We start from the raw sequence: 26,399 nt of genomic DNA, 5'->3' as shown, positions 1-26,399 counted from the left end.
CATGCTGCATCTGTAAACATGTCGAACACCGAACGCGTCATCAGCCCAATGTTACTGCTTGGTCGGCGCGTCTTTCTAAGCGGCCACAACGGGGCGTCTATGACAAGGGGCAAGACAGTTCCCATCTTGATGACGATTCACGTATTTGTGAACATCGTTCATTTTTCTGATTGAACATTGTTCAAAAAGTGATAGCTTATGGAAATGAACAGCGTTCACCTAAGTTCGGAGGACGACACTCGCCCCCATCGCGGTGGGGTTGGACGGGCCAACTCCTGAGCACTGGAGAAGGTCACAGGTAGTAAGGAAGTTAACCAGCTCATTGATATCTCTGCGATTGAAACAGCGCACGCAACCCGCGGGGTCGTCGGCACAGTGCCGGATAGGTCTCGCCAGATGGAAATCGCCATGAACACGCATCTCATGCTTTCGCGGCGCTTCGCGCCACTTTTCTGGACGCAGTTCCTGTCCGCCTTCAACGACAATTTCCTCAAGAACACGCTGGTGTTCCTGATCCTCTTTACACTTGCCGCCGATCAGGCTGCCTCGCTGGTCACTTTGGCCGGCGCCGTGTTCATGGCTCCATTCCTGCTCCTGTCGGCGCTGGGCGGCGAGATCGCCGATCGCTTCGACAAGGCGCTCATCGCCCGCCGGCTGAAATTTGCCGAGATCGGCGCCGCTGCCGTGGCGGTCGTCGGCATCGCGCTGTCCTCCATCCCCGTGCTGATGACCGCGCTGTTGATGTTCGGCATCATCTCGGCGCTGTTCGGGCCGATCAAATACGGGATCCTGCCGGATCACCTCGAACGCAAGGAATTGCCGGGCGCCAACGCCTGGATCGAGTCGGCGACTTTCGCGGCCATCCTCGGCGGCACCATCGCCGGGGGCGTCGTCTCGGCCGATGGCATCGGCGTCTCGGTCTTCGGGCCGATCATGATGATCCTCGCCGCCGGCTGCTGGGCCGTCAGCCGCTACATCCCTTCAACCGGCTCCGCGGCGCCCGACCTCGTCATCGACAGGAATGTCTTTCGCTCGACCTGGCGCCAGGTCAGCGAATTGCGCACGGACTCACGGATCTGGCGCGCCGGCCTGATGACGTCCTGGTTCTGGCTGATCGGCGCCATTGTGCTTTCGATCCTGCCGACGCTGGTCAAGGATCAGCTCGGCGGTGGCGAGATCGCGGTCACCGCCTATCTCGCGGTGTTCGCTATCTCGATCGCCATTGGCTCGGCAATCGCCGCGTGGATGTCGCAGGGACGCATCGTGCTTTTGCCCGCACCGGTCGGCACGGCGCTGCTGGCGCTGTTCGGCCTCGACCTCGCATGGACCATCTGGAGCATGCAGCCTTCACCCAGGTCCGGCACCCTTGGCCTCTTCTTGGCCGGGCCAAACACGATCCGTGTTGCGATCGACCTCGCCGGCATGGCCATCTCCAGCGCCTTCCTTGTGGTGCCGACCTTTGCCGCCGTGCAGGCCTGGTCGCCCGAGGCGCGCCGCGCTCGGGTCGTCGCCGCGGTCAGCATCGTCAACGCCGGCTTCATGACCGTCGGCGGCTTGCTCGTCGCCATCATCCAGGCAGCCGGCGTCTCGACGGGAGGCATCCTGTTCGGCCTCGCCCTGGCCAATGCCGTCGCCGCCTGGCTGATGCTGAAATACCTGCCGACCAATGCCTTCCGCGATTTTGTCTCCATTCTTTTCCGCGCCTTCCATCGGCTGGAAGTCGAAGGCCTGGACAATCTCAAGGCCGCGGGCCCGGCACCCATCCTGGCACTGAACCATGTCAGCTTCCTCGATGGACCGCTGGCTCTGACGCTGACCAATGAGGAGCCGGTCTTCGCCATCGACTACACCATTGCGCAGGCCTGGTGGATGAAGCCGTTTTTAAAGCTGACCCGCGCGCTGCCGCTCAATCCGTCCAAGCCGATGTCGACACGCACGCTGATCAAGATCGTGCAGAACGGCGACCCGCTGGTCATCTTCCCCGAGGGCCGCATCACCGTCACGGGCGGCTTGATGAAGGTCTATGACGGTGCCGCCATGGTGGCCGACAAGACCGGCTCGATGGTGGTGCCGATCCGCATCGAGGGGCTGGAGAAAAGCCCCTTCTCGCGGCTGACGGCGCAGCACGTGCGCCGCCGCCTGTTCCCGAAGGTCAAGGTGACCATACTGCCGCCGGTCAGGCTCAAGGTCGACGACGAGCTGAAGGGACGCAAGCGGCGCGCCGCCGCCGGCGCCGCGCTCTACCAGGTGATGTCCGACCTCGTCTTCCGCACCCAGCATATCGACAAGACCGTGCTCGAAAGGATCATCGAGACGGCGACCGAGCGCGGCATGAAGCAACTTGCCGTGCAGGATCCGGTCGCCGGTTCGCTGAGCTACGGCAAGCTGCTCACGGCTGTCGCCGTGCTCGGCGAGAAGTTCGAGACGCTCTATGCCGGACAGGACACGCTCGGCATCATGCTGCCCAACGCCAATGGCGCCTGTGCCGCGCTGCTCGGCGTCATCTCCGCCGGCAAGGTCCCCGCGATGATCAACTTCACCGCCGGTGCCGCCAACATCCTGTCCGCTTGCAAGGCGGCGCAGGTAACCACCATTCTGACCTCGCGGGCCTTTGTCGAACAGGCCAAGCTTGGCGCGATCGTCGAGGAGATCGGCCGCTCGGTCGATATCGTCTGGCTCGATGATCTGCGCGCGACCATCGGCCTCAAGGACAAGCTGCTCGGCCTGCTGCGCAAGAGCACGCCCAGGGTTGCCCGCAAGGCCACCGACGCGGCCGTGATCCTGTTCACCTCGGGCTCCGAAGGGACGCCGAAGGGCGTCGTGCTCACCCACCGCAACATCCTGGCCAACGCCGCGCAAGCCGCCTCGCGCATCGATTTCCATTCGGGCGACAAGGTGTTCAACGTTCTGCTGATCTTCCATTCCTTCGGCCTGACGGCGGGCACGGTGCTGCCGCTGGTGTCCGGCGTTCCGGTCTATTTCTATCCGTCACCGCTGCACTACCGCATCGTGCCGGAACTGGTCTATGCCTCGAACGCGACGATCATCTTCGGCACCGACACCTTCCTCAGCGGCTATGCGCGTACAGCGCATCCCTATGATTTCCGCTCGGTGCGCTATTGCTTTTCCGGTGCGGAGCCGGTCAAGGCCTCGACCCGCGAAACCTACATGGAGAAGTTCGGCCTCCGCATTCTCGAAGGCTACGGCGTTACCGAGACGGCACCGGTGATCTCCATCAACACGCCGATGTACAACAAATCGGGCACGGTCGGAAAAATCATGCCCGGCATGGAATATCATCTGGAACCGGTGATCGGCGTCGAGGGCGGTGGACGGCTGTTCGTGCGCGGTCCCAACGTCATGGCGGGCTATCTCAGGGCCGAAAAGCCGGGTGTGCTCGAACCGCTGCAAGATGGCTGGCACGACACTGGCGACATCGTCAGCATCGACGATGCCGGTTTCGTCAGCATTCGCGGCCGCGCCAAGCGCTTCGCCAAGATCGGCGGCGAGATGATTTCGCTGGCTGCGGTGGAAGCGCTGGCGGGCGAGCTGTGGAAAGGTTCGCTCTCGGCGGTCGCGACCGTACCGGACCCGCGCAAGGGTGAAAAACTCGTTCTCATCACCGAGGCCGAGAAAGCGACGCGCGCCGAGTTTCTGGCGTTCGCCAAGGCAAACGGCGCCATGGACCTGATGGTGCCGGCTGAAGTGCGCGTCGTGGCGCATGTACCGGTGCTTGGCTCGGGCAAGATCGACTTCGTCGGCGTGACCAGGCTGGTACGCGGCGAAGCCTTGCAGGCAGCCAAGGTCGAGGCCGCCTGATCGCCGGCGACAGCGAGACGGCGCCACGGTAGGAGACGCGGCGCCGCCAGCCTTCAGGCGATCAGGTTCATCATCGGCTTCACCGCACCTGAGTCCGGAAACACTTTCTCGCCGAGCACCGAGGCCGAAAGTCCGAACTGGTCGGCGAGCAGGCCTTTCAGCACCGCCCTCACGTCGCTGGTCGGCGCAAGGTCGCGCTGCTGGTAAAGTTGCGCGGGCTTCAGCCCCGGCCAGTCGGCGATGACGCGGCCGCCCTTGATGGCGCCGCCGGCGAGCAGCACCACGGTGCCGGTGCCGTGGTCGGTGCCGACCGTGCCGTTGATCCGCGCGGTGCGGCCGAATTCGGTGATGGTGACGATTGCCGTATTCTTCCAGCGCTCGCCGAGGCCTTTTTTGAATTCCTCGAAGGCACCGTCGAGGCCGCCGAGCAGGCTGGCGAGGCGGCCGGTCGCGCCGCCTTCGTTGACATGCGTGTCCCAGCCATCGAAGGCGAGTGCCGCGACACGCGGCCCGTCATCGGCGGCGATCAGCCTGGCGGCGCCTTGCGCGGCCTGCCGCAAGCCGGCGGCGCTGTCGAGGCCGCCTTTCGGCTTCATCGTCTTGGCGCCCATCTGGTCGTCAAGCGCCATGCGATCGGCGTCGAGACCTTTTTGCAGCGCGACGGCCAGAACCGGATCGCGATGCTGGTAGAGATCGAGAACGCGCGCCGCGAGGTCGCCGGCCGGCGCCGGCAACGATTGCGGCGCCCAGCCGAGCACGGGAGCCGCGCCACGGATCACCAGCGGCGTCGACGGTCCGACGGCCAGGCCGCCGAGTGTCGCCACGCGGTCGCCCGCCGGCAGGTTCTCCAGCGCCCGATTGAGCCAGCCGGTGGCGACATGGCCGGGACCGGCAGAGCCGCTTTCCAGCACATCCTGGCCATCGAAATGCGAGCGCTCGCGATAGCCGGTCGCGGCGGCGTGCACGACAGCCGCCTGCTTGTTCTTGAACAGCCGCGCAAACACCGGCATCGCCGGATTGACCGCGAAGAAAGCATCGAGCGGCAGTGCCGCGTGCGGGCCGGTGAGCGACAGGGCGATGTCGCCATGCAGGCCGGCATAGTCGGGATCGCCGACCGGACCGACGGTCGACAGGCCGTCCAGCGCACCGCGCAGCACGATGACGATGAGGCGCGGGTCGCGGTTGTCGGCGGCACGGGCGAAGCGCGGCAGATAGGCCCAGGCAAACAGCGCGCCGCCGGTCGTCAGCACGGCGCGGCGGGAAGGGTGAGGGGTTTCGCACAGCAGGCTCATGACTTCGTCTCCATGGGAGTTGTCGGCGCCGGACCTATCGTTCGATCTATCGTCGCTGGAATTCGGGCGCCATCAGCAGCAGCGCCAGGCCTTGCTGCTTGGACTCCGCGCGGGCGACCGCCTGGCGTGTTTCGGGCGAGGCGGAGGGACCGACGACCGCGTCGAGCATGCCGTTGGGGTTGCCGATGTCCTTCACTTGCCGGGCGGCCTGCCATGCGATGTCGAGGCGGATCTTCATGCCTTCCGCCGATGCCCAGCTGTCCGCCTGGTCGGAAAAGCCGTTCGGTCCCGGCGGCCGCCAGAGCGGCTCGCCCAGCGCGTTGAGCCAGTTGAGCGACTGGCCAGGGTCGTTCGTCGGGCCAGGACCGGCTGCCCGGCGGATGGCCGCGATATAGTCGAAGGGGGAGCGCATCTTGGCCAATGGCGTCGACCACGCTTCCGGCATGTCGACGAGCGCCGCCGCCAGTGTCCTGAGATTGCCGTCGCTCCTGGTGAACACCTTGGCGAGGCGGGCGACCGCCGCCGACGGCGGCTCGTCGGCTATGAAATGGCGGGCAAGTTGCGTGGCGATGTGTTGCGCGGTCGCCGGATGACGGGCGATGTCATTGAGCGCGGCCTCGGCCTGGCCCATGCCGCCAGCCGGATAGGTCTTGCCGAGCAGTACCGCGTCACCCGGCTCATGCGCATTGGCGTTGAAAACGGAACTGCCGGGTTCGCCCAGCCGTCCTTCCCGTCCGGCCATCATCCAGCCGGTCAGGATGCGCGCGAAGCTGGTCACGTCGGCTTGGCTGTAGCCGCTGCCGACACCGAGCGTGTGCAGTTCCAGGATTTCGCGGGCGAGGTTCTCGTTGAGGCCGTGCTGGCGGTTCTTGCCGGCGCGGGAGTCCGGGCCGATCGACTGCTGGTTGTCGAGATAGAACAGCATCGCCGGATGCCGCTCGACCGCCATGAGCATGTCGGCGAAGCGCCCGAGCACGAAGGGCCGGATGGCCTCCCGTTCGAACGCCCCGGCGCTGGCGCGCACGATGTTGTCCTTGGCGACGGAGACGCAGAAATGGTTCGACCAGAAATAGACCAGACGCTCGACGAAGCCGGCCTCTGCCTGCATTGCCTTGTCGAAGCGCGCCTGTGCCTCGGCCCGGAACAACGTAACCTCGACAGGCGGCACGGCGGGTTTGGCCGCGGCCGGGGCGACGGGCGGCGACATGGCCGGTGCGGCGGGTGGAGGCATGACCGAAGCCGCGGCTGGCCTGCCCGCTGGCGGCTGCTCCGTCGCCATCCGCTGCCGGTCCCGCTTGCGCTGGAGATTTGCCGCCATGCTGGCCTGGATGGCCGGCGTGCTCCCCTTGAGGTCGGCATAGGCGGGATCGTCGAGCGATATCATGGCGACGTCGGGCCGCCGCAGCTCCGCCTTGAGATAACCGCGAGGGTCGCCGGCCAGTCTTTCGCGATCACCCGGCCGGGCTCCAAGGCCGAAGCGATTGAAGACTATCAAAGCGGGATCTGGCAAAGCGGGATCTGGCAAGGCGGGATCTGGCGCCATGGGCACTTTGGTCACGACAGCCATGTCAACGCTCCATCGTTGAATCTCACGCGAGGCGCGCGACGCCCGATCGGCTGTTTCCCCAGCTCAAAACGGGGACAGGCGGCCGGGCAGGCGGATGCCGCCCGGCCCCCCCGCGCTTACCAGCGGTGCCAGCGGTGCCAGTGGCGGTGCGGATGCCAGCCGTAGTAGGCCGGGCCGTGCCAATAGCGGTAGCGCGGATACACCACGACACGGTTGGGAACGCAGCGCCCCCAGTGATTGGGATGCCATCCAGGCCCGCAACCCCAGGCCACGTGCTCGATCAGCGCCGGGGCGGCCGGCTGCGCCACCATCGGCATGGCGGCGGAGGTCGCGACGGTCGCGGCGGTTCCGGTGATGGCGAGGACGGCTGCCGCCGCATACTGTGTCAGACGGTTCATGACGTTACTCCGAATGTTCTCCGAGAATGAAAACCTGTGCGTACCGATTGGTCCGGCAGGCTGCCCTTTCTCTGGTTAAACGGCCTTGCGGTCGTTTTCCGTCGGCGGTCACGGCGATTTTTTCGGCTCTGCCGCTGGTTGCGGCCCGGCCCGCCTGGCCAGCCCGTCCGCGAGCACGGCGCGATCCCCGGCCGAACCCGCCGTCGCGAACTCGACGATGCGCTGCTCAAGCCGTGTGCGCACGGCGATATCGGCATTGCGCGCCCTTTCCAGCGCGGCCGACAGGGCCGTCGTGTCGAGGACCGGCTGGCGCAGCAGGTCGGCTGCCTCGCGCCTGGCCTGCTGGCCATCGAGGATGACCTGGCGGGATTCGCGCCGCACGTCGCGCAGCGCCTTTCGAAACAGCACGCGTTCCTGGTGGGGAAGCCGGCTCCCGGCGGCTTCCAGCGAATAACCCTGGCCGGGCTTGCCGCTTCTTATCCAGACGGCTCCGCCCGCAAGCGCGCCGGCCAGGAAGACATTCAGCGCCACGGATGCGATCACGAGGTTGCGGCGCGTGCTCATAGGTCCTCCTCGATCGTCTCGCCATCGGACCCGGCATCGCCGAACGCCGTCGCATTGGCATCGAGCACATAGCGGTCGGGCTGAAACTCTGGCGTGACGACGCTCACCAGGGCCAATCCGGCGATGGCGCCGGCCAGGCCGATGCCGGCGAGTCCAAGACCCAGCCACCAGGCCCGTCGGCGCCGGCGCTGGACGAGCAGCCGGTCGGCCATTCGCAGGATGCCGCCGTGCAGTGCCGCGCCAGGCGCCATGACGTCATAGCTGTCGAGCAAGGCGTCGAGTTTGCCTGCCTGCCCCAATATGGCCGCGCCCATCTCGGTCCTTGCGAACGTCGCGCCGGTCGTGCGGTTGGCCTGCGGCCACCGCCGCAAGTCGCCGCCATAGGCCGCCGCCAGAGCCGCAAAGCGCTCGGCATCCATTGCCGGTTCGTTCCTGGACCCATCAGACATCGGTCTGTCCTTTGATCGCGGCTTTCTCATTCATCGACACTATCCTTGGCCAGGATCACCTGCAGCGCCCGCCGGCCGCGCGAAAGCAGGCTTTCCAGGGCATCGACGCTGATCTCCAGGATCGCGGCCGCCTCTATGTTGGACATCTCCTGATAGTAGACCAGGAGGATCGCCTCGCGCTGGCGCGGCGCGATTGCCTGCAAGGCCTGCTCGACCCGATGCGCCTCCTCGCCGGGATGGGCATCGGGAAGCGGGGCGGGATCGACAATGTCCGGCACCTCGTCGGTCACCAGCTCGCGGCGCCGGCGCAGCCGGTCGTAACAAAGGTTTAGCGTCACCCGGTGGATCCAGCTGTCGAAGCGTGCGTTGCCGCGCCGCCAGCCCGATGCGTGACGCCAGATGCGCATAAAGGTTTCCTGCGCGACGTCCTCGGCCTCCGCCGCATCGCCGAGCATGCGCGCGGCCAGCGAAAGGATGCGCGGCAGCTTGCGCGCGACGAGCGTCCGCACCGCCGCGGGGTCGCCGGTGCCGACCCGGCGAACCAGCTCCTCGTCCGGGTCGGGGCTCATGGGTTGGCGCACACCCAATGTCCATCATGCGTCATAGCCTCTTGGTCATTGCTCCGGCTTGGGAGCGGATTTGTGGCCCGGCATCTCGTCGCCCGTCAGAATGCCGTCGCCATTCTTGTCCAGCCTGGCAAAGCGCTTGGCGAAGAACGCATCGAGCTCGGCCCGGTCGATGAAGCCGTCATGGTTGGAATCAATGCGCGCGAAGGATTTGGCGGGATCGCCCTTGACGTTGCGCTTGGCCTGAAAGGCCTCCCATTCCAGCAGGCTGATCTTGCCGTCGCCGTCCGTGTCGGCGGCCATGATCGCCTTCTCTCGCCGTTTCTGGAACTTGGCCAGCGTGATGTCGGACTTGGCGGCCGACGAAGTCGCGGCGGGCGGTGTGGCGGCCGGTGGCTGTGTCCCTGTCTGGGCCAGAGCCGCGGTGGTCAGCAGGCTCAGGGCAGCGGCAAGGATCGAACGGCGTATCATGCTTCACGTCTCCGGTTGGCGCATTGCCATGGCCCGATGCCATGGTCATGCTTCAACCGTTAAACGTCGTGATCGCAGAAATCCGTCGGTCGCCATGCCTATCACGCCGCTTGCCGGCGATGATGGACTTTGGCGGCCCAGGGTACGGCAGAACACCTCGTCCGGCGCATCTGAATTGCGCCGGGCCGGCTCGTTGGCGAAGGCGGGAATTACGTCGATTGGTCGGCGGCTATCAACTGATCCGATTTGAAGCCGGCATGCTGGGGGGTCCACACGTCGCCGTCTTTGTTGAACCAGTGGCACAGATACATGCCGGAAGCGGCGCCGTCGCTGACCGTCATCTTCGGGCCTCCCGACCTCAGCTTGACGACGTCTCCGGTCTTGAAAGTGTTGGGCATTTGGACCTCCCATGCTGACACCCGACATTTCATACCAAAACGGGGGTCCCGACAATGGCATATGGGTCTTCTGGGCTTACTGTCTTATGCGGCAACGCGGAGACATCGCTGACGCGCCATCGGGGCGAACCGGGCAACCCCCCAACAGGTCAGTCCACCTCGATCACACGCCTGGCCGGCTTCCCAGTCGGCTCCCGTCGGCGCGCAGGCGGGGCCTTGTCCGCCAATGCCTCCTGCTGCAGTCTCTGCTCCCTCAGGCGGGTTGTCTTGGCGTCCCTTGCGTGACGCTCGGCATCCAGCACCAGCCTCGCCTCGCGGTCCGCTCTTGCCAGCTTTTCCTTGTCGACACGCCTTGGCAATTCAAAACCTCCTGTCGTGGAACTGTCGGCAGGAAATGTGCAACCCAAGTGTCTGTTCCAAAAAAATAGAAATGAGAGGCCCATCATTTGTTATTGAGATTTGAAAATCCCGGATTGCGTGCTTTCGCGAGTTTCCAGGCCCGGAGGAAGTCGCGACTTGCCTCGCGGATCTTCGGTCGATCTGCACCGGTCCCGAGTTGTTGTCGATCGGCGGGCAGATCCTTGCATCCATAACAAACGCAAACGGCCGGGATTCGAGCCTCTTCAGCGCGTCCAAGCAGCTTCGACCATCGGTTTGAAAAACTGGTGCCGCTTAGGTGACTCGAACACCTGACCCCATCATTACGAATGATGTGCTCTACCAACTGAGCTAAAGCGGCCCGGGAGGCCAAGGCCTCCAAGATGGGCAGGGTGATAGACTCAACCGGCCGCGAATTCAAGATGCGACTTGGCAAATCATGCAAGAGCCGCGCCCCGATCGAAACCGGCGTTCTGGCGTCCCTGCATGCCCGGAATCGCCGACATGTTCCGATTTTGTTGCCGGAACATCGTGAAAATAGACTTTGGACGGCTTGTCGAGGCAGAATGCGGCTGCCCGCCCGTTGATTGATTGGTCGCCTGCGGCTAACCATCATGAAAGCTTGGGACAATTTGCAGAGGGATCTCGCTTGGACGCGATCGAAAAAGCGATCCGGAACGCCCTGGAAAAGGGCAATGCCGAGGACCGTGCGTTCCGCGAGAAGGTCTATCGTTCGGCCTTCGCCGCGCTCGACCGCGCGCTCCAGGCCAATCCCGGCGTGACCGTGGAAGTCGCCATCAAGCGCCGCAAGGCAATCCAGGCAAAAATCACCGAAATCGAATCCGAGTACCTGCCGGCGGTGCCCGGTGTTGCCCCGCAGATCGACGCGCCGGCGGTCGAGGCCGCGGCCGGCGCGGCGCCCGCGGTCGAGGCGGGCCCAAGGGCGTCATCGCCCGCTGTGACCGTCGACGGTCCCGGGCAGCCCGCTTCCGACGCACCGCGCTCGCGCGTGCTGCCGGTGGTTCCCGACATCATGCCGGATGCGACCCTGCCCGGTGCGCCAGCCATCGACATGTCGGTTCCAGCCTCTTCCGGTGCCGCCACGGAAGTCGCGCCCGATCGCGATGAGCGGCGCATTAGAGGCCGGCGGCTGCCGCTGACCGCCATTTTCTTCACGGTGACGCTGCTCGCGGCGATTGGCATCGGACTGTACTTTGCCATGCAAACCGGTGTGTTCAAGACCGCCGCGCAGCTCAATACCGCGCCGCCGGAAGCGCCGCCGACCGTAGAGGACGACGATTTCACCCCGACCGATGGCGCCAACGCGCCGGCAAAGCCCGGTGCCGCCGACCAGTCGCGCGACTGGATCAATGTGTTTTCACCGACCGACCCGACGCATGTCGCCGCCCCGTCTGACGCCAAGGCCGAGGTGATGAAGGACGACAGCGGGCCGTTCCTGCGCATCCAGTCCGGCGCCTCCGGCTCGGCGATCGCCTTCGATGTCGGACAGGGCGTGCTGGAAAAACTCGCCGGCAAGCACGCCGTGTTCGACATCATCGCCAGGGCCGAGGACGGCAAGGACACGCAGATCTCCGTCGACTGCAATTTCGGCGAGCTCGGCGACTGCGGCCGCAAGCGTTACGCGGTCGGCCAGCAGAAGAACGAGTATCTGTTCGACGTGAAGTTTCCCGACAAGCATCCGGGCTCGGCCGGAACCATCGCCATCAATTCCGATTTCGACAAGCAGGGCAAGGCGGTCGACGTCTACGAGATCCGTGTCTCGGTCGAACCCTGAACTGAATTCGTTGCGACTGACACATCGACGGTCCCTAGCGGTCGAGCAGCGCCTGCAGGGTTTCTATGCGATCGGCCTCGTTGGCCGGCTTGTCCCAGCGCAATCGTGAAATCCTGGGGAAACGCATGGCCACACCCGATTTGTGCCGGGTCGAACGATTGAGTCCCTCGAAGGCGACTTCCAGCACCAGGCCATTGTCGCGGTCGGCGCGCACCGACCGCACCGGTCCAAAACGCTCGACGGTGTTGTCACGGACATATTTGTCGATCTGCTTCAGCTCTTCATCGGTGAATCCGAAATAGGCCTTGCCGACCGGCACGAGTTCCTCCTCGCCCTCGGCTCCGGACCAGACGCCGAACGTGTAGTCGGAATAGAAGCTCGAGCGCTTGCCGTGGCCGCGCTGGGCATACATCAGCACCGCGTCCACCGTGTGCGGATCGCGCTTCCATTTGAACCATGGACCCTTCGGCCGTCCGGCGACATAGAGCGAATCCCAGCGCTTCAGCATCACACCTTCGATGATCGGATGCGGCGGCGCGCGGCGCAGGTCCTCGAGCGACCGCCAATCCGTGAACGCGACGAAGGGGGAGAGATCGAAGCGGCTCGGGTCGAGCGTCCCGATGAAGGCTTCGAGCCGGCCGCGTCGCTCGCGGAAGGACAGTCCGCGCAGATCCTCCGTGCCGATCTGCAGCACGTCGTAACAGCGCATGAAGGCTGGATATTGCTGCTGCATCTTCGGCGTTACCGTCTTGCGATTCAGCCGCTGCTGCAGGTCCGAGAAGGTTCCCGTCGCTTCTCGCGGATCGCCGACAAGCAATTCGCCATCGAGCGCAGCGGAAAAACGCATGGCGTCGGCGAGGTCTGGAAAGGCCCCTGAGACGTCGTCGCCGGTGCGCGAATAGAGCCGGCGGATGCCGCCTTCGGCTACCGCCTGGACCCGGATCCCGTCCCATTTCCATTCCGCCGCGTAGTCGGCGGGATCGAGCTTTTCGAGGTCACCGTCACCGACCGGGTTCGACAGCATGACTGGGCGAAACAGCGCCAGCGCCGTGTTGCGCGGTTTTTCGGCCTTGCCTTCCAGCCAGGCGAAAAGCGCCGTGTAGGGCGGCGATAGCCCATGCCAGAGTTCCTCGATCTCGGCGACGTCGACCTTGCCGAAATCGGCCAGCGCCTGTTTGGCCAGCCGCGCCGAGACGCCGATACGCAGGCCGCCGGTGACCAGCTTGATGATGGCAAAGCGTGCCGAGATGCCGGCGCTGTCAAGCAGCCCCGTCAGCACCTTCGGTCCATCGGAGCGGCTTGCCGCCTGCAGCTTGGCCACCACCTCGCCAAGCGTCGGCTCGCGGTTGGCGATCCTGCCAGGCGTTTGCGGCCAGACCAGCGACACCGTCTCGGCGAGGTCGCCGACATAATCGTAGGAATAGCCGAACAGCACCGGGTCCATGCGTTCGGTGACCAGGGTGCGCAGCATGGCCGGCTTGACCGCAGCAATCTTGAGATCGCCGGTAATGGCCGCCAGCGCCAGGCCGCGATCGGGATCCTCGACGCTGCGGAAATAGTCGATCAAAAGGGTCAGCTTGCCGTTGCGCGACGGCGTCAGCACCAGGCGGTCGAGAAGCTCGGCGAAGCGGTTCATGCCGTCAATCGCCCTCATCCTCATAGCCTACCAGATGCAGCGGGCGGGCGGCGATGCCTTCCAGTTCGCACCAGCGCACCAGGGCTTCCTCGCGGCCGTGCGTGACCCAGATTTCGGCGGCGCCGGTCTCCTTGATGGTGGCGGTGAGTTCGTCCCAGTCGGCATGATCCGAGATGATCAGCGGCAGTTCGACGCCGCCTTGCTTGGCGCGCTGGCGGATGCGCATCCAGCCCGACGCGAAGCACGAGATCGGATCGGGAAAGCGCCGCGCCCAGCGGTCGGCGAAGGCCGATGGCGGGCCGACCACGATGGCGCCGGCGAAATCTTGCTTGGCCCCGCTCTCCACCGTCGCCGGCTCGAGATCGCCGAGATCGATGCCCTGGCTCTGGTAATACGCGCTGAGCTTGGCCAGCGCGCCATGGATGTAGAGCGGCTTGTCGTAACCGGCGTCGCGCAACAGCCGCATCACGCGTTGCGCCTTGCCCAGCGCGTAAGCCCCGACCAGATGCGAGCGCTCCGGGAATTGCGCCGCCGATTTCAGCAGCCGGGCGATCTCTTCCGTGTCTGGCGGATGGCGAAACACCGGCAGGCCGAAAGTCGCCTCGGTGATGAAGATGTCGCAGCGGATCGGCTCGAAGGGCGCGCAGGTCGCATCCTTCTGCCGCTTGTAGTCGCCGGAGGCGACGATGCGCCTGCCCTGGTGCTCGACCGATATCTGCGCCGAACCCAGCACATGGCCGGCCGGATGAAAGCGGACATCGACGCCGTTGAGGGCAATCGTCTCGCCGAGCCTGGCTGTCTGCGTCGTCCCCGCGAAATCCTCGCCGTAGCGAAGTCCCATGATGTCGAGCGTCTGCTGTGTCGCAAGCACCGAGCCGTGGCCGGAACGCGCATGGTCGGAATGGCCGTGCGTGATCAGCGCCCGGTTCACCGGCCGCACCGGATCGATGAAGAAATCGCCCGGCGGGCAGTAGAGGCCTTCGGGCCGGGGATGAAGCAGGTCGCTGGCGCGCATGATGCCAAGATAGGATATAATTCCGCCGCGGAAAGCCTGTTGCCCGAGACTGCTGACTCCCGGACAAAGCCTGTCCAATTCGGTTCAGCTTCGGCATCCCTTGCTCTACAGAGATGGGCGGCCGGCTCCCTGCAGGTGGAAACCATCATCATGAAACCGCTTCAGACCTCGTCGGGCGACCCGAACGCCGATCGCCGTGCGGACTATGCCGAAATGCTCGTTGCCTCCGGCGATCATGCCGCTGCCGCCGAGTTGCTGCTCGGCGGCCTGGAACTGGCGCCGCAATGGGCAATGGGCTGGTTTCGCCTGGGCGAGATGCAGGAGGCATCAGGCAGGCTCGACCTGGCGGCGCAGGCCTGGAGGACGGCGTTGAAATTGGATCCGGCCGATCGCCAGGGCGCGGCTCTCAAATTGCAGCTGATCGGCAAAGGTCCGGTCTTTATGGCGCCGCCCAGCGCCTTTGTCGAAACGCTGTTCGACCACTATGCAGAGACCTTCGAGGCGATGCTGGTCGGCAAACTCGACTACCGGCTGCCCGAGGTGCTCGACGCGGCCATCCGCAAGGCAAGGCCGGGCCGCTTCCGCCTGGCGCTCGACCTGGGTTGCGGCACTGGGCTGATGGGCGAGAAGCTGAGGCCGATCGTCGACCGGCTGGAGGGGTTCGACATCTCGGCAAGGATGCTGAAGAAGGCGCGGGCAAAAGGCATCTACGACGCGCTGACGAAAGCGGATTTGCAGGATTTTTCCTATTCAGGCGACAAGGCCGATCTAGTGACGTCAGCCGACGTGCTGATCTACATCGGCGGCCTCGAAGGTCTCGTGGGAACGGTCGCCGGCCTGCTCGCCGAGGGTGGCCTGTTTGTCTTTTCAGTCGAGAGCCTGGCGGAAGGCGGTGGCGAGTTCGCGCTGCAGCCCTCCCGGCGCTACGCCCATTCGGATGGCTATGTCGTACGGACCCTCGAGGCCAACTGCCTCTCGGTCCTCGCGCTGGAGCCGACAACCATCCGCTGGGATCGCCGCGAGCCTGTCGAAGGCCTGGCCGTCGTGGCATGGAAAGCCGGTCCCCTGTGAGGGCAACTCTTTGCGCTGCTGCGAAAAAGTCCGATTTGCGTGCGCGACTGATATTTGCGATCTGGTCGCATCAGGGCGGTATATCAGGAGGAGCACTTCGATGCGCTGGAACGTGATGATTTTGGCGTCTTGCCTCGTAACCACCGGCTGCGTGGGCAATTCAGCGTCCGAGCGGCAGGACGCCAACGTCGAGTCCTCGCTGCAATATGACAGCGTGCCATGCGATCAGTTGCTGACGCGGCGCAACGCATTGGCGCAGCAATATAATCTCCCCACGACCGCCAAGCCGACCTTTTCCAATCCCGCCATGGGTTTTGGCCCGTTCACGCCCGACATGCGTTCCAAGGCTCAGCGCGACAGCGACAAGGCGTCAGGCGAAATCGATGCCATGAACCGGTCGATCGATCGCCGCGACTGCGGCAAACCGGACAAGCAGAAGAAGTTCGCGCTGCCTGGCTGATGCGTGTTGCCCAAATGAAGCTCTCGGACCTCGGCGACCGCATCTGTATCCTGGGCCCGTCGAACAGCGGCAAGTCGACGCTTGCCGACGCGATCGCGCGCAAGCGTGGCCTGACACCCATTCATCTTGATCTGCTCTTTCACCTGCCCAACACGGATTGGCTGCAGCGTCCGAGGGACGAATTCATTGCCTTGCATGACGCAGCGATCGCCGGCGAACGGTGGGTGATGGACGGAAATTACTCGGTTTGCATGCCGCAACGCTTCCAGCGCGCGACCGGATTGATCCTGCTGGATATTTCCACCCCGGCAAGTCTGCTGCGCTATTTCAGGCGTACCTTGTTCGAGAAGGAGAGACGCGGAGCCTTGGAGGGTGGGCGCGACAGCATCAAATGGGACATGATCCACCACATTGCCGTGACCACGCCGAAAAACCGCTCGAGATACCGGGTGACGTTCGAGCAGGTCAACCTGCCGAAGCTGCAACTGTCGTCCGCCAATGCGATCAAGAAATGTTTTCAGGACTGGGATTTGGCCAGGTGACGAGGACGTCTGGCTAGAGCAATTCCAGGAAAAGTGCGTAGCGGTTTTCCGTCCGGAATTGCGTAAAAACAAAGAATTAGAGCGGGTCGGCGATTCCATAAAACGCTGAACCGCTCTAGTATCCTGCCTTGCGGTCCACCAGATTGTCGAGCCTTTCGCCGCGTTCGAAAGCGTCCATCTGGCGCAGCATGAGCGGCGCCAGATGGGCTGGATCGGAAGTCGCCGCGGCATGCGGCGTCACGAACACCTTCGGGTGGTTCCACAACGGGCTGGTCTTCGGCAGTGGTTCCACCTCGAACACGTCGAGGCTCGCCTCCTTCAGCATGCCGTCATCCAGCGCGCGCACGATGTCGGCGTCCTTCTGCAGGCGGCCGCGTCCGGCATTGATCAGCACCGAGCCGCCGAGGCCGTTGCGTTTCCTCAATTCCTTCAGCACGCCGTAGTTGATGATGCCTTGCGTGTCCGGCGTCAGCGGCAGAAGCACGACCAGAATGTCGGTGGCGTTGAGGAACGGGATCAGCCCGGCTTCGCCGCTATACGTCGCCACCCCTTCCATTGGCCGGTCCGTGCGCGACCAGCCATTGACCGCAAAGCCCAGCGACAGCAGTGCCGAGGCTGCCGCGCGGCCGAGACTGCCAAGTCCCATGATGCCGACGGAAATGTCACCGGCCGGCCTCTGCTGTGGCTCGTGCCAGATCTTCTTTGGCTGCTGCGACCGGTAGAGCACGCCCTGGCGATGGTGATCGAGCACCCGCCAGACGACGTACTCGGTCATGTACTGGGTGAGGTTGTCGGCGACGACCTTGACGATCGGCACGTCGGGCAGGCCGGGATCGGCGAAGATATGGTCGACGCCGGCGCCGATCGAGAAGATGGCGCGCAGATTGGGCAGCGACGACATCAAATTGGGCTTCTGCTTCCACACCACCGCATAGGTGATCGAGGGATCCTTGGCTCCGTCCGGTTCCAGCACCACCTCGCGTTCGGCCGACAGCAGGTCGCGCCAGCGCTGCGGATGAAAGCCGGTGACGGCAAGCAGGATGCGGCCTTTTTCCATCGCGGTTCGTTCAGTCCTTCCTTGTGCGGATCACTCGCTGACCACCCCTGTCGGCGCCGTCTCGATCTTGAAGGCGGCCGAGATCAGCGCCCGAGTATAGTCGGTTTGCGGATTTCCAAAAATCTGTTCGGAAGGGCCGGCTTCGACGATCTGGCCGTTGCGCATGACGATGACATCGTTGGCCAGCGCCCGGATGACCTTGAGGTCGTGGCTGATGAAAAGATAGGCGAGGTCGTGCTTGGCCTGCAAATTGCGCAGCAGATCGACGACCTGTGCCTGCACGCTCATGTCGAGCGCCGATGTCGGCTCGTCCAGCATGACGAAGCGCGGGTTGAGCACCATGGCGCGGGCGATGGCGACACGTTGGCGCTGGCCGCCGGAAAACTCGTGCGGATAGCGGTTGCGGGTCGCCGGATCGAGCCCGACTTCCTTCAGCACGGCGGCCACCTTGTCGTCGCGCTCGTCGGGCGACAGCTTTGGCTCGTGGATCTTCAGGCCTTCCTCGATGATCTCGGCGATCGACATGCGCGGGCTGAGCGAGCCGAACGGATCCTGGAAGACGATCTGCAATTCGCGCCTGAGCGGTCGCATGGCGTTGAAGGTGAGCTGGTTGATGTCGCGGCCGTTGAACTGGATCGTCCCGGTCGACGAGATCATGCGCGCCAGCGCCAGGCCGAGCGTCGTCTTGCCCGAACCGGATTCGCCGACCACGCCCAGCGTCTGGCCGGCGCGCACGGTGACGTCGATGCCGTCGACCGCCTTCACATGATCGATCGTGCGTCGGAAGAACCCCTGCTTGATCGGAAACCACACCTTGATGTCCTTGCCGGTCATGACAGGCTTGGCGTCGGCATTGGCGGCCGGCGGCTTGCCTTTCGGCTCGGCGGCCAGAAGATGGCGCGTATAGGGGTGCTGCGGGTTGGCGAAGATGTCCTTGGTCGGTCCGGTCTCGACGATCTTGCCCTTGGTCATCACGCAGACCCGGTCGGCGATCTTGCGCACGATGCCGAGGTCATGGGTGATGAACAGCATCGACATGCCCTTGCGGCTTTTGAGGCCCGCGAGGAGTTCGAGGATCTGTGCCTGCACCGTGACGTCGAGCGCGGTCGTCGGCTCGTCCGCGATCAACAGTTCCGGCTCGTTGGCGAGCGCCATGGCGATCATGACGCGCTGGCGCTGGCCGCCGGACAGCTGATGCGGATAGGCGTCCAGCCGCTTCTGCGGATCGCGGATGCCGACCTCGTTGAGCAGGGCCAGCGTGCGCGCCTTGGCCGGGCGGTCGCCCATGCCTTGATGCAGCTTCAGGATTTCGACGATCTGGTGCTCGATCGTGTGCAACGGATTGAGCGAGGTCATCGGCTCCTGGAAGATCATGGTGACCTTGTTGCCGCGCACCTGGCGCAATTGCTTCTCGCTCATGGCGAGCAGGTCGGCACCCTGGAACAGGATCTTGCCTGAGGGGTGGCTGGCGCTGGGATAGGGCAGCAGCTTCAGCACCGACAGCGCCGAGACCGATTTGCCGGAGCCGGATTCGCCGACCAGCGCCACCGTCTCGCCCTTGGCGATGTCGAACGAGATGTGGTCGACGGCGACAGACTGGCCGCCACCCTGGCTGAAGGAGACGCTGAGGTCCTGCACGCTGAGCAAGGGAGCATCGCTCATTTGAACGTCTTGCGCGGATCGAAGGCGTCGCGCGTCGCCTCGCCGACAAATACCAGCAGCGACAGCATCAGCGAGATGACGACGAAGCCGGAAATTCCGAGCCAGGGCGCGTTGAGATTGCGCTGCGCCTGCTTGAGCAGTTCACCGAGCGAGGCGGAGCCGGGCGGCAGGCCGAAGCCGAGATAGTCTAGCGAGGTCAGCGTCGAGATCGAGCCGCTCAGCAAAAAGGGCAGGAAGGTCAATGTCGCCACCATGGCGTTGGGCAGCAGATGCCGGAACATGATGGTGCGGTTGGGCACGCCGAGCGCGCGCGCCGCGTTGACATATTCGAAGTTGCGGGCGCGCAGGAACTCCGCCCGCACCACCCCGACCAGCGCCACCCAGGAAAACAGCAGCATCAGGCCGAGCAGGATGAAGAAGCCCGGCGGCAGGATGGCGGCGACGATGAGCAGCAGATAAAGCACGGGAATGGCCGACCAGATCTCGATGAAGCGCTGGAACAGCAGATCCGTCCAGCCGCCGAAATAGCCCTGCAAGGCACCGGCGCCGACGCCGATCAGCGCCGAACCCGCGGTCAGGATCAGGCCGAACAGCACCGAAATGCGGAAGCCGTAAATGACGCGCGCCAGCACGTCACGCGCCTGGTCGTCGGTGCCGAACCAGTTCCAGTTGCCGACATTGCAGGCCGGGTCATCGGCTCCTTGTGGATATTGGTTGCAGCGCGTCTTGGCGTCATATTCCCATGATGGCTTGGCCGGTGCTGCTTCCGGAATGGCGTTGTTGACGGTCTGGTAGGAATAGCGGATCGGCGGCCAGATCATCCAGCCATGGGCGTTGATCTCGTCCTGGATGACCGGGTCGCGATAATCCGTGACGGCATAGAAACCGCCGAATTTTTCCTCGGGATACGCAACCATCACCGGGAAAAGGATCTCGCCCTTGTAGGAAGCGATGATCGGTTTGTCGTTGGCGATGAATTCGGCAAACAGCGACAGCACGAACAGGACGAGGAAAATCCACAGCGACCAGTAGCCGCGGCGGTTGGCTTTGAAATTCTGCAGGCGGCGCTTGTTGAGCGGCGACAGGAACGGCCGTGGGAGCCGCTCCGGCAAGACACCGGCGGTCACGCTTGCCTCCGACATCAGATGTCTCTCCGCTCGAAATCGATGCGCGGATCGACCCAGGTGTACATCAGGTCGGACAGGAGCCCGACGAAGAGGCCAAGCAGCGAGAAGATATAAAGGTTGGCGAACACCACGGGATAGTCGCGCTCGACCACCGACCGGAAGCCGAGCAGGCCGAGCCCGTCGAGCGAAAAGATGTTCTCGATCAGCAGCGATCCGGTGAAGAAGGCCGAGATGAAGGCACCCGGGAAGCCGGCGATGACGATTAGCATGGCGTTGCGGAAAACGTGCCCATAAAGCACCTGCCGTTCCGACAGGCCCTTGGCGCGCGCCGTCACCACATACTGCTTGCGGATTTCCTCCAGGAAGGAGTTCTTGGTCAAAAGCGTGGTCGTTGCGAAGGCCGACAACACCAGCGCCGTCAGCGGCAGCGTCATGTGCCAGAAATAATCGACGATCTTGGCCGGCCACGACAATTGGTCCCAATTGTCCGAGACGATGCCGCGCAACGGGAACCAGTCCCAGAACGAGCCGCCGGCGAACAGCACCATCAAAAGGATGCCGAACAGGAAGCCTGGAATGGCATAGCCGACGATGACGACCCCACTGGTCCAGACGTCGAAGGGCGTGCCGTCCTTCACCGCCTTGCGAATGCCGAGCGGGATCGAGATCAGATAGGACAACAAGGTGATCCAGAGCCCGATCGAAATCGATACGGGCATCTTTTCCAGGATCAGGTCGAGCACCGAGATGTCGCGGAAATAGCTGTTGCCGAAATCGAACCTGGCATAATTCCACAGCATCATGCCGAAGCGCTCGAGCGGCGGCTTGTCGAAACCGAACTGCTTCTCCAGCTTCTTGATGAATTCCGGATCGAGGCCCTGGGCGCCGCGATATTTCGAGCTGACATCGCCGGCGACGTCGAAATTGGAGCCGCCTGCGTCGCCGCCGCCACCGCCGAGGCGGTCGCTGCCGCCCTGGTTGGTCAGCTTGGCGATGACCTGCTCGACCGGCCCGCCAGGCGCGAACTGGATAACGGCGAACGATATCGCCATGATGCCGAACAGGGTCGGGATCATCAAAAGGATGCGGCGCAGTATATAGGCGCCCATCAGGTGTCATCCTCCTTGAGGAGAGTCACCGCGCCTTGCGGCACCCGCAAGGCAATCGCTCCGGGCCAAATGTCGACGCGGGCGCCGCCCCTCATTGTCCTGCCGGACATTTCTCCCCGTATAGTGACGGGGAGAAAGGGGCTGGCCGCAGTCTCGGCGTTCTTAATGCGACTCTCGTAGTTGGCGAAACCGTTGGTGAGAGCGCCCCTCGCCCCGTCGCTATACGGGGAGAGGATGCCGGCAGGCAGGTGAGGGGCAGCGCCAACACCCCCAAGGAATTCAGCCTTTGCCAATTTTTGCCGCCTTGCCTTTATCGAACCACCACAGCGTCTCGACCGGAAAGCCGTAATCGGGCTTTTGCTCGGGAAAGCCGAACATGTCCCAATAGGCAACGCGATGATTCGCCAGGAACCAACTAGGAATCCAATCGCATCGCGCACGCAAGACCCGGTCGAGCGCCCGCATCGCCACGGTCAGGTTTTCACGGTCCTTTGCCGCGCCCACGGCATTGATCAGCGTGTCGACAGCGGGATCGGAGATACCCGGCAAGTTGCGGGAGCCGGAGACGCCGGCGGTGCTCGAATGGAAGAAGACTTCGAGATCATCCCGAGTCGGCGTCGCGCTGAACGAAAAGGCAGCAGACAAGAGGTCGAAGTCGAAACTCGCCTGCCTGGACTGGTATTGCGCCGAATCCACCAACCGTATCGTGGCGTCGATGCCGATCGCCTTCATGTTGGCGACCCAGGGCGAATAGACCTGGACGAAGGTGTCGTCATCGACCATGAACTCGGCTGAAAGCCGGCCTCCCTTGTCGTTAACGACAAAGTCGCCTGATCGCTTCCACCCGGCGGCGGACAGAAGTTTTGCCGCTTGGCCAAGCAGCTTGCGGTCGCGACCGGAGCCGTCGGATGCGGGCTGGGTCACTGCCTCGCCGAAGACCTCTGCCGGCAACTGGCTTCGCAGCGGCTCCAGCAGAGCCAGTTCTTGCGGCGACGGTGTCCCTTCGGCGCGAAAGTCCGATTTCTCGAAGCAGGATTGCGAACGCTCGTACGAGCCGTAGAAGAAGTTGCGGCGCGTCCACTCGAAATCGAAACATAGCGCGAGCGCCCGCCTCACCCTAGGGTCGCGAAACTGCTCTCGCCGCTGATTGACCGCGGTGGCCTGCATCGAGGGTCGCTTTTCGGCCGGGAATTCATGCTTGGCCACTTTGCCCGCGGTCATTGCAGGGAAGTCATAGGCGGTGGCCCAAACGCGAGACACGAATTCCTCGCGATAAGCGATCTCACCCTTCTTGAAGGCTTCGAATCCGGCGTTGCGGTTCTGGTAGAACTCGATGCGGATACGATCGAAATTGTTCTGGCCGCGATTGAACGCGAGGTCGCGACCCCAATAGTCCGCCACCCGATCGTACTCGATCCATGCGCCGGCCGAGAAACGCCCGACCTTGTAGGCGCCGGACCCGAGCGGCGGGTTCAATTGCGAGGAATCGAAGGGATTTGCCGTGTAGAAGGTCTTGGACACGATCGGGAATTCCACCACGTTGAGCACGGTCCGGGCGGATTGCTTGCCGGAAAAAGTAAGCCGCAGTGTGCGGTCATCGACGGCAACGGCATCGATCATGTGCGTCAGCGACAGCGATAGGTCGGGATGGCCCTTCTCCTTGTAGAGCTTGAAGGTGAAGGCAGCATCCTGCGCCGTCAGCGGCGTGCCGTCATGGAAACGCGCCTCGGGTCGAAGCGAGAAGGTGAAGCCATTGCGGTCGTCGGAGAGCGTCACGCCATCCGCGATCTGGCCATATACCGCGTCGGGTTCATCGAGCGCCCGCACCATCAGCGCGTCGAAACACATCTCCATGCGTGGCGGCGCATCGCCCTTGTTGGCGAAGGAGTTCAGCGTGTTGAAAGTCTGCGTATCCTGGTTGTAACCCCAATTCGGCGGCGAGAAATTGAAGATGCCGCCCTTGGGCGCATCGACTTTGACATAGTCGAAATGTGGGAAATCAGGCTTGTATTTGAGGTCGCCGAAGGCGGAAAGGCCGTGCAGCTTGGTGCCGGTCGCAACGTTTGCAAAGGCTTTGCCCGGCATCAGCGCTGCTGCAGCGGCAGCGCCACCCAAAGCCAGGAAATCGCGGCGGGGCAGGGCCGCCATCAATTGCCGCCCCATCAATTGCCGCCCTTGTATTTGGCCGCCAGCGTTTTTTCCTTGTCCGGGTCGATCCACCATGAATCGATGTCGGCGCCGACATAGGCAGGCTGTTTGTCGGGGAACTTGAACTTGTTCCAATAGGCCAGCCATACCGCTGAACGGTAATATTGCGGCACGACGTAGAAGTTCCACAGCAGGATGCGGTCGAGTGCGTGGGTGGCGGCGACGAGATCATCGCGATCGGTGGCGAAGATGATGCGATCGACAAGCGCGTCGACGACTGGATCCTTGATACCCATCAGGTTGCGCGAACCAGGCGCATCGGCGGCCTTGGAACTCCAGAAATCGCGCTGCTCGTTGCCGGGCGACTCCGACTGGCCGAACAGACCCGTCACGACATCGAAATCGAAATTGTTGACGCGGTTGATATACTGCGTCTGGTCGATGATACGCAGGGTAGCGTCGACGCCGATCTTGCGCAGGTTGGCGATGTAGGGGCTGGCGATCACCTGGTCTGTGTCGTTCCAGCCGAGGATCTCGAACTTGAACGGTGCGCCTGTCTTGGCGTTGAGCATCTTGCCGCCCTTGATGATCCATCCGGCCTTGGCGAAGAGATCGACGGCCTGCTTCAGATACTTTCGTTCCGCTTGCGGCGAGTCGTAGACGGGCAGCTTGAACTCCTGAGAGAAGAGTTCTGGCGGCAGCTTGTCGCGATACTTTTCCAGGATTTCCAGTTCCTTGCCCTGCGGCAATCCGCTGGACGCCAGTTCGGTACCTTGGAAATAGCTCGATGTGCGTGTGTTGAAGCCGAAGAACAAGGTGCGATTCATGCTCTCGAAATCGAAGGGTATGGTCAATGCCTCGCGGACCAGTCGGTCCTGGAACAGCGGCCGCCTCTGATTTAGCACAAAGCCCTGCATCGGCTGCGGCGACCGGGTCTGGAAGTCCTTCTTGATGACGTCGCCAGCCTGAATGGCCGGGAAATTATAGGCTGTAGCCCATTTGCGGGAGCTGTATTCGCGGTTGATGTCTTCCAGCCCACCCTTGGTGAAGGCAAGCCAGGCGGCATTGTCGTCGAGAATGTAGGTGTATCGGCGCGTGTTGAAATTCTCGCGGCCGATCTTCACCGGCAGCTTGGCCGCCCAGTAGTCGGGCACGCGCTGCCAGACGATCTCCGAGCCCGGCTTGAAGCTGGCGATCTTGTAGGCAGCCGAACCGAGCGGAATTTCCAGCGTCGGCCTGGTGACGTCGCGCTTCTTGCCATTGGCGTCCGTGCCTTCCCACCAATGCTTCGGCAGCACGGCGAGATCCCCAAGGATCTTCGGCAGTTCGCGGTTGCCCTTCTGGTTGAAATGGAACTCGACCTCGCGGTCGGAGATCGCCACCGCATCGGTGACGTTCTCGAAATAACGGCTGTATTGCGGGCTGTTCGCCTTCAGCATCTGGAACGACCAGATCACGTCGTCGACGGTGATCGGCTGATCGTCATGCCATTTGGCGCGGGGGTCGAGCCGGTAAGTCGCCGAGGAATAGTCGGCCGGGAATTTGTAGGCGTCGGCGATCAGAGGATGGCTGACGCTGCCCTCATCGGTCGCCTGCTCCATCAGCGTGTCATAGAGCAGGCCGCCGCCGAAGCCGACCAGGCCGGCGGCCGGCGAACCCTGCACGATATAGGGATTGAAGCTGTCGAAAGTGCCCAGCACCACCGAATTCAGCGTGCCGCCTTTAGGCGCGTTCGGATTGACGTAATCATAGTGCTGGAAGTTGTCGCCATATTTGGATTCGCCGATCAGCGATGATGTCGTGCGCCACTCGTCGGCCAGGGCCGCCTGCAACCCCGCGGCCAGCAGGGCCGCCGCCAGCAATGATTTGAGAAGCACCCGGCCAAGCGTCATCCACTGTCCTCTTCGCGATGCGTGCCATCATCCAGAAAGGCAATCTAGATGATTTGTCGCGCGTGAAAACCGCCATGCGCGGCTTTGTCGCCGCATATGCGATTTTCCTAACGAAAAAGCCGGGCTGAACCCGGCTTTTTCAAGGTCGTCGAGACGATATTTGGGTTATTGAGCAGGCGCCGGTGCTGGGGCGGCCGGAGCTGGTGCGGCGGGAGCCGCAGGTGCCGCCGGCTTGGCGGGAGCAGCCCCTTCGGCCGGCTTGGCCGGTGCGGCACCTTCAGCCGGCTTGGCCGGCGCCGTCGCGTCGGCGGCAGCGCCCGGCGCGGGCAGCGGCTTGGGATTGTCCGACAGCGTGCGCAAATAGGCGATAACGTTGGCACGGTCCTCGTCCTTGGGCAGGCCGGCAAAGCCCATGGCCGTTCCCTTCACGAATTTCTTTGGCGAGGTGATGAAGTGGTTGATGTTGTCATAGGTCCACTTCTCCGTGCCGCCCTTGGAGAATTCCTTCATGCCGGCCGAATAGGCGAAGCCTTCATGTTCGGCGACCGGGCGGTCGACGAGGTCCCACAGATCGGGGCCGACCTTGTTTGGGCCGCCCTTTTCGCCGGAATGGCAGGCCTGGCACTTCTTGAACACGGCGGCACCCGCCTCGACATTGGCGGTGGCCAGCAGATCGGCGATCGGCTTGGCCGCGGCGGCCGGCGTTGCAGGGCCGCCCTCTGCCGGCTCGGCGGCCTCGATGGCGAAGCCTGGTTTTTCCGGAGCGGGCGAGGCAAACAGCGCGTCAGACACCAGGCCGACGGAGAAAACGACGAAAACGGTTCCGAGCAATCCGGCGAGCAGCTTGTTGACTTCGTTGGAATCCATACGCCCCTTGCTCCCTTTTCCGGCGGACTGATCCGTCCACTCCGTCCGTCGGTATCGAGACCAGCCCTCCAGAGCCGGTCAAATCGGGCGGAAACTAGGTCTTTTGCTCGGGCGTT

General features: G+C 63.7%; 23 protein-coding genes and 1 tRNA gene. 5 read left to right on the top strand and 19 right to left on the bottom strand.

The genetic code is table 11. From position 1 onward, the window contains the following. Positions 1-408 precede the first annotated feature (408 nt). Complete coding sequence (locus FJ950_RS02170) at positions 409-3,819, top strand: acyl-[ACP]--phospholipid O-acyltransferase (RefSeq protein ID WP_140614823.1); 3,411 nt, start codon at positions 409-411, stop codon at positions 3,817-3,819. A gap of 53 nt (positions 3,820-3,872) precedes the next feature. On the opposite strand, the gene FJ950_RS02165 is transcribed toward FJ950_RS02170, so the two are convergent. The 10 genes from FJ950_RS02165 to FJ950_RS02120 form a co-directional block, all read right to left on the bottom strand. Beyond that, positions 3,873-5,111 carry a DUF1501 domain-containing protein gene (locus FJ950_RS02165; protein WP_140614822.1) on the bottom strand — a complete coding sequence of 413 codons (1,239 nt, stop codon included), beginning with the start codon at positions 5,109-5,111 and terminating at the stop codon, positions 3,873-3,875. Positions 5,112-5,157: 46 nt separating this feature from the next. Further along, complete coding sequence (locus FJ950_RS02160; RefSeq protein ID WP_140614821.1) at positions 5,158-6,678, bottom strand: DUF1800 family protein; 1,521 nt, start codon at positions 6,676-6,678, stop codon at positions 5,158-5,160. A 116-nt stretch (positions 6,679-6,794) separates the two neighbouring features. Then, positions 6,795-7,076, bottom strand: a complete 282-nt coding sequence (locus FJ950_RS02155) for a hypothetical protein (protein WP_140614820.1) — start codon at positions 7,074-7,076, stop codon at positions 6,795-6,797. A 108-nt stretch (positions 7,077-7,184) separates the two neighbouring features. Continuing rightward, entirely contained in the window at positions 7,185-7,640 is a 456-nt protein-coding gene (locus FJ950_RS02150) for a periplasmic heavy metal sensor (RefSeq protein WP_140614819.1), read from the bottom strand. Next, positions 7,637-8,089, bottom strand: a complete 453-nt coding sequence (locus FJ950_RS02145; protein WP_140614818.1) for a hypothetical protein — start codon at positions 8,087-8,089, stop codon at positions 7,637-7,639. The genes FJ950_RS02150 and FJ950_RS02145 overlap by 4 nt, the downstream gene beginning before the upstream one ends. 26 nt (positions 8,090-8,115) lie before the next feature. Next, positions 8,116-8,658, bottom strand: coding sequence for an RNA polymerase sigma factor (locus FJ950_RS02140; RefSeq protein WP_140614817.1), 543 nt, complete (start codon positions 8,656-8,658; stop codon positions 8,116-8,118). Between the two features lie 45 nt (positions 8,659-8,703). Next, the gene (locus tag FJ950_RS02135) at positions 8,704-9,126 is read right to left on the bottom strand and encodes an acid-shock protein (RefSeq protein ID WP_140614816.1); all 423 of its coding nucleotides are present in this window, start codon (positions 9,124-9,126) and stop codon (positions 8,704-8,706) included. Between the two features lie 209 nt (positions 9,127-9,335). Then, a complete protein-coding gene (locus FJ950_RS02130) occupies positions 9,336-9,524 on the bottom strand; it encodes a DUF2158 domain-containing protein (protein ID WP_015314066.1) in 189 nt (62 codons plus the stop codon). Between the two features lie 149 nt (positions 9,525-9,673). Beyond that, positions 9,674-9,883, bottom strand: a complete 210-nt coding sequence (locus tag FJ950_RS02125) for a hypothetical protein (RefSeq protein ID WP_015314065.1) — start codon at positions 9,881-9,883, stop codon at positions 9,674-9,676. A gap of 304 nt (positions 9,884-10,187) precedes the next feature. Next, a tRNA-Thr gene (locus FJ950_RS02120) sits at positions 10,188-10,263 on the bottom strand. A 288-nt stretch (positions 10,264-10,551) separates the two neighbouring features. Here FJ950_RS02120 and FJ950_RS02115 point away from each other — a divergent pair. After that, the gene (locus tag FJ950_RS02115) at positions 10,552-11,697 is read left to right on the top strand and encodes a hypothetical protein (RefSeq protein WP_140614815.1); all 1,146 of its coding nucleotides are present in this window, start codon (positions 10,552-10,554) and stop codon (positions 11,695-11,697) included. A 34-nt stretch (positions 11,698-11,731) separates the two neighbouring features. On the opposite strand, the gene FJ950_RS02110 is transcribed toward FJ950_RS02115, so the two are convergent. Both FJ950_RS02110 and FJ950_RS02105 read right to left on the bottom strand, forming a co-directional pair. Continuing rightward, entirely contained in the window at positions 11,732-13,333 is a 1,602-nt protein-coding gene (locus tag FJ950_RS02110; protein ID WP_140615419.1) for a cisplatin damage response ATP-dependent DNA ligase, read from the bottom strand. Between the two features lie 4 nt (positions 13,334-13,337). Next, entirely contained in the window at positions 13,338-14,348 is a 1,011-nt protein-coding gene (locus tag FJ950_RS02105; protein WP_140614814.1) for a ligase-associated DNA damage response exonuclease, read from the bottom strand. A 150-nt stretch (positions 14,349-14,498) separates the two neighbouring features. Between FJ950_RS02105 and FJ950_RS02100 the strand changes: the two genes are divergently transcribed. The 3 genes from FJ950_RS02100 to FJ950_RS02090 all read left to right on the top strand — a co-directional run bounded on the left by FJ950_RS02100 (position 14,499) and on the right by FJ950_RS02090 (position 16,421). Then, positions 14,499-15,419: a methyltransferase domain-containing protein gene (locus FJ950_RS02100; protein ID WP_140614813.1), complete on the top strand. Its 921-nt coding sequence runs from the start codon at positions 14,499-14,501 to the stop codon at positions 15,417-15,419. Between the two features lie 100 nt (positions 15,420-15,519). Then, on the top strand, positions 15,520-15,879 hold the full coding sequence (locus tag FJ950_RS02095; RefSeq protein WP_140614812.1) for a hypothetical protein: 360 nt from the start codon (positions 15,520-15,522) through the stop codon (positions 15,877-15,879). Positions 15,880-15,893: 14 nt separating this feature from the next. Next, entirely contained in the window at positions 15,894-16,421 is a 528-nt protein-coding gene (locus tag FJ950_RS02090) for an AAA family ATPase (RefSeq protein WP_140614811.1), read from the top strand. Between the two features lie 115 nt (positions 16,422-16,536). Here FJ950_RS02090 and FJ950_RS02085 read toward each other — a convergent pair whose 3' ends face one another. The 7 genes from FJ950_RS02085 to FJ950_RS02050 all read right to left on the bottom strand — a co-directional run bounded on the left by FJ950_RS02085 (position 16,537) and on the right by FJ950_RS02050 (position 26,283). After that, a complete protein-coding gene (locus FJ950_RS02085; protein WP_140614810.1) occupies positions 16,537-17,478 on the bottom strand; it encodes a glyoxylate/hydroxypyruvate reductase A in 942 nt (313 codons plus the stop codon). Between the two features lie 30 nt (positions 17,479-17,508). Then, positions 17,509-19,140, bottom strand: coding sequence for an ABC transporter ATP-binding protein (locus FJ950_RS02080; protein WP_140614809.1), 1,632 nt, complete (start codon positions 19,138-19,140; stop codon positions 17,509-17,511). Continuing rightward, positions 19,137-20,282, bottom strand: a complete 1,146-nt coding sequence (locus tag FJ950_RS02075) for an ABC transporter permease (protein ID WP_023772644.1) — start codon at positions 20,280-20,282, stop codon at positions 19,137-19,139. The genes FJ950_RS02080 and FJ950_RS02075 overlap by 4 nt, the downstream gene beginning before the upstream one ends. Beyond that, positions 20,282-21,376, bottom strand: a complete 1,095-nt coding sequence (locus FJ950_RS02070) for a microcin C ABC transporter permease YejB (protein WP_015314055.1) — start codon at positions 21,374-21,376, stop codon at positions 20,282-20,284. Before FJ950_RS02070 ends, FJ950_RS02075 begins: the two co-directional genes overlap by 1 nt. A gap of 279 nt (positions 21,377-21,655) precedes the next feature. After that, positions 21,656-23,524 carry an extracellular solute-binding protein gene (locus FJ950_RS02060; protein WP_140614808.1) on the bottom strand — a complete coding sequence of 623 codons (1,869 nt, stop codon included), beginning with the start codon at positions 23,522-23,524 and terminating at the stop codon, positions 21,656-21,658. A gap of 14 nt (positions 23,525-23,538) precedes the next feature. Further along, positions 23,539-25,416 carry an extracellular solute-binding protein gene (locus tag FJ950_RS02055; protein WP_140614807.1) on the bottom strand — a complete coding sequence of 626 codons (1,878 nt, stop codon included), beginning with the start codon at positions 25,414-25,416 and terminating at the stop codon, positions 23,539-23,541. A 165-nt stretch (positions 25,417-25,581) separates the two neighbouring features. Then, the gene (locus FJ950_RS02050) at positions 25,582-26,283 is read right to left on the bottom strand and encodes a cytochrome c family protein (RefSeq protein WP_140614806.1); all 702 of its coding nucleotides are present in this window, start codon (positions 26,281-26,283) and stop codon (positions 25,582-25,584) included. Positions 26,284-26,399: the final 116 nt, after the last annotated feature.

Origin of the sequence: Mesorhizobium sp. B2-3-14, assembly GCF_006442175.1 — a bacterium.
Taxonomy (GTDB): Bacteria; Pseudomonadota; Alphaproteobacteria; order Rhizobiales; family Rhizobiaceae; genus Mesorhizobium; species Mesorhizobium australicum.
Note: the sequence above shows the minus strand (reverse complement) of the source record. Positions and strands in the feature narration are given on the sequence as shown.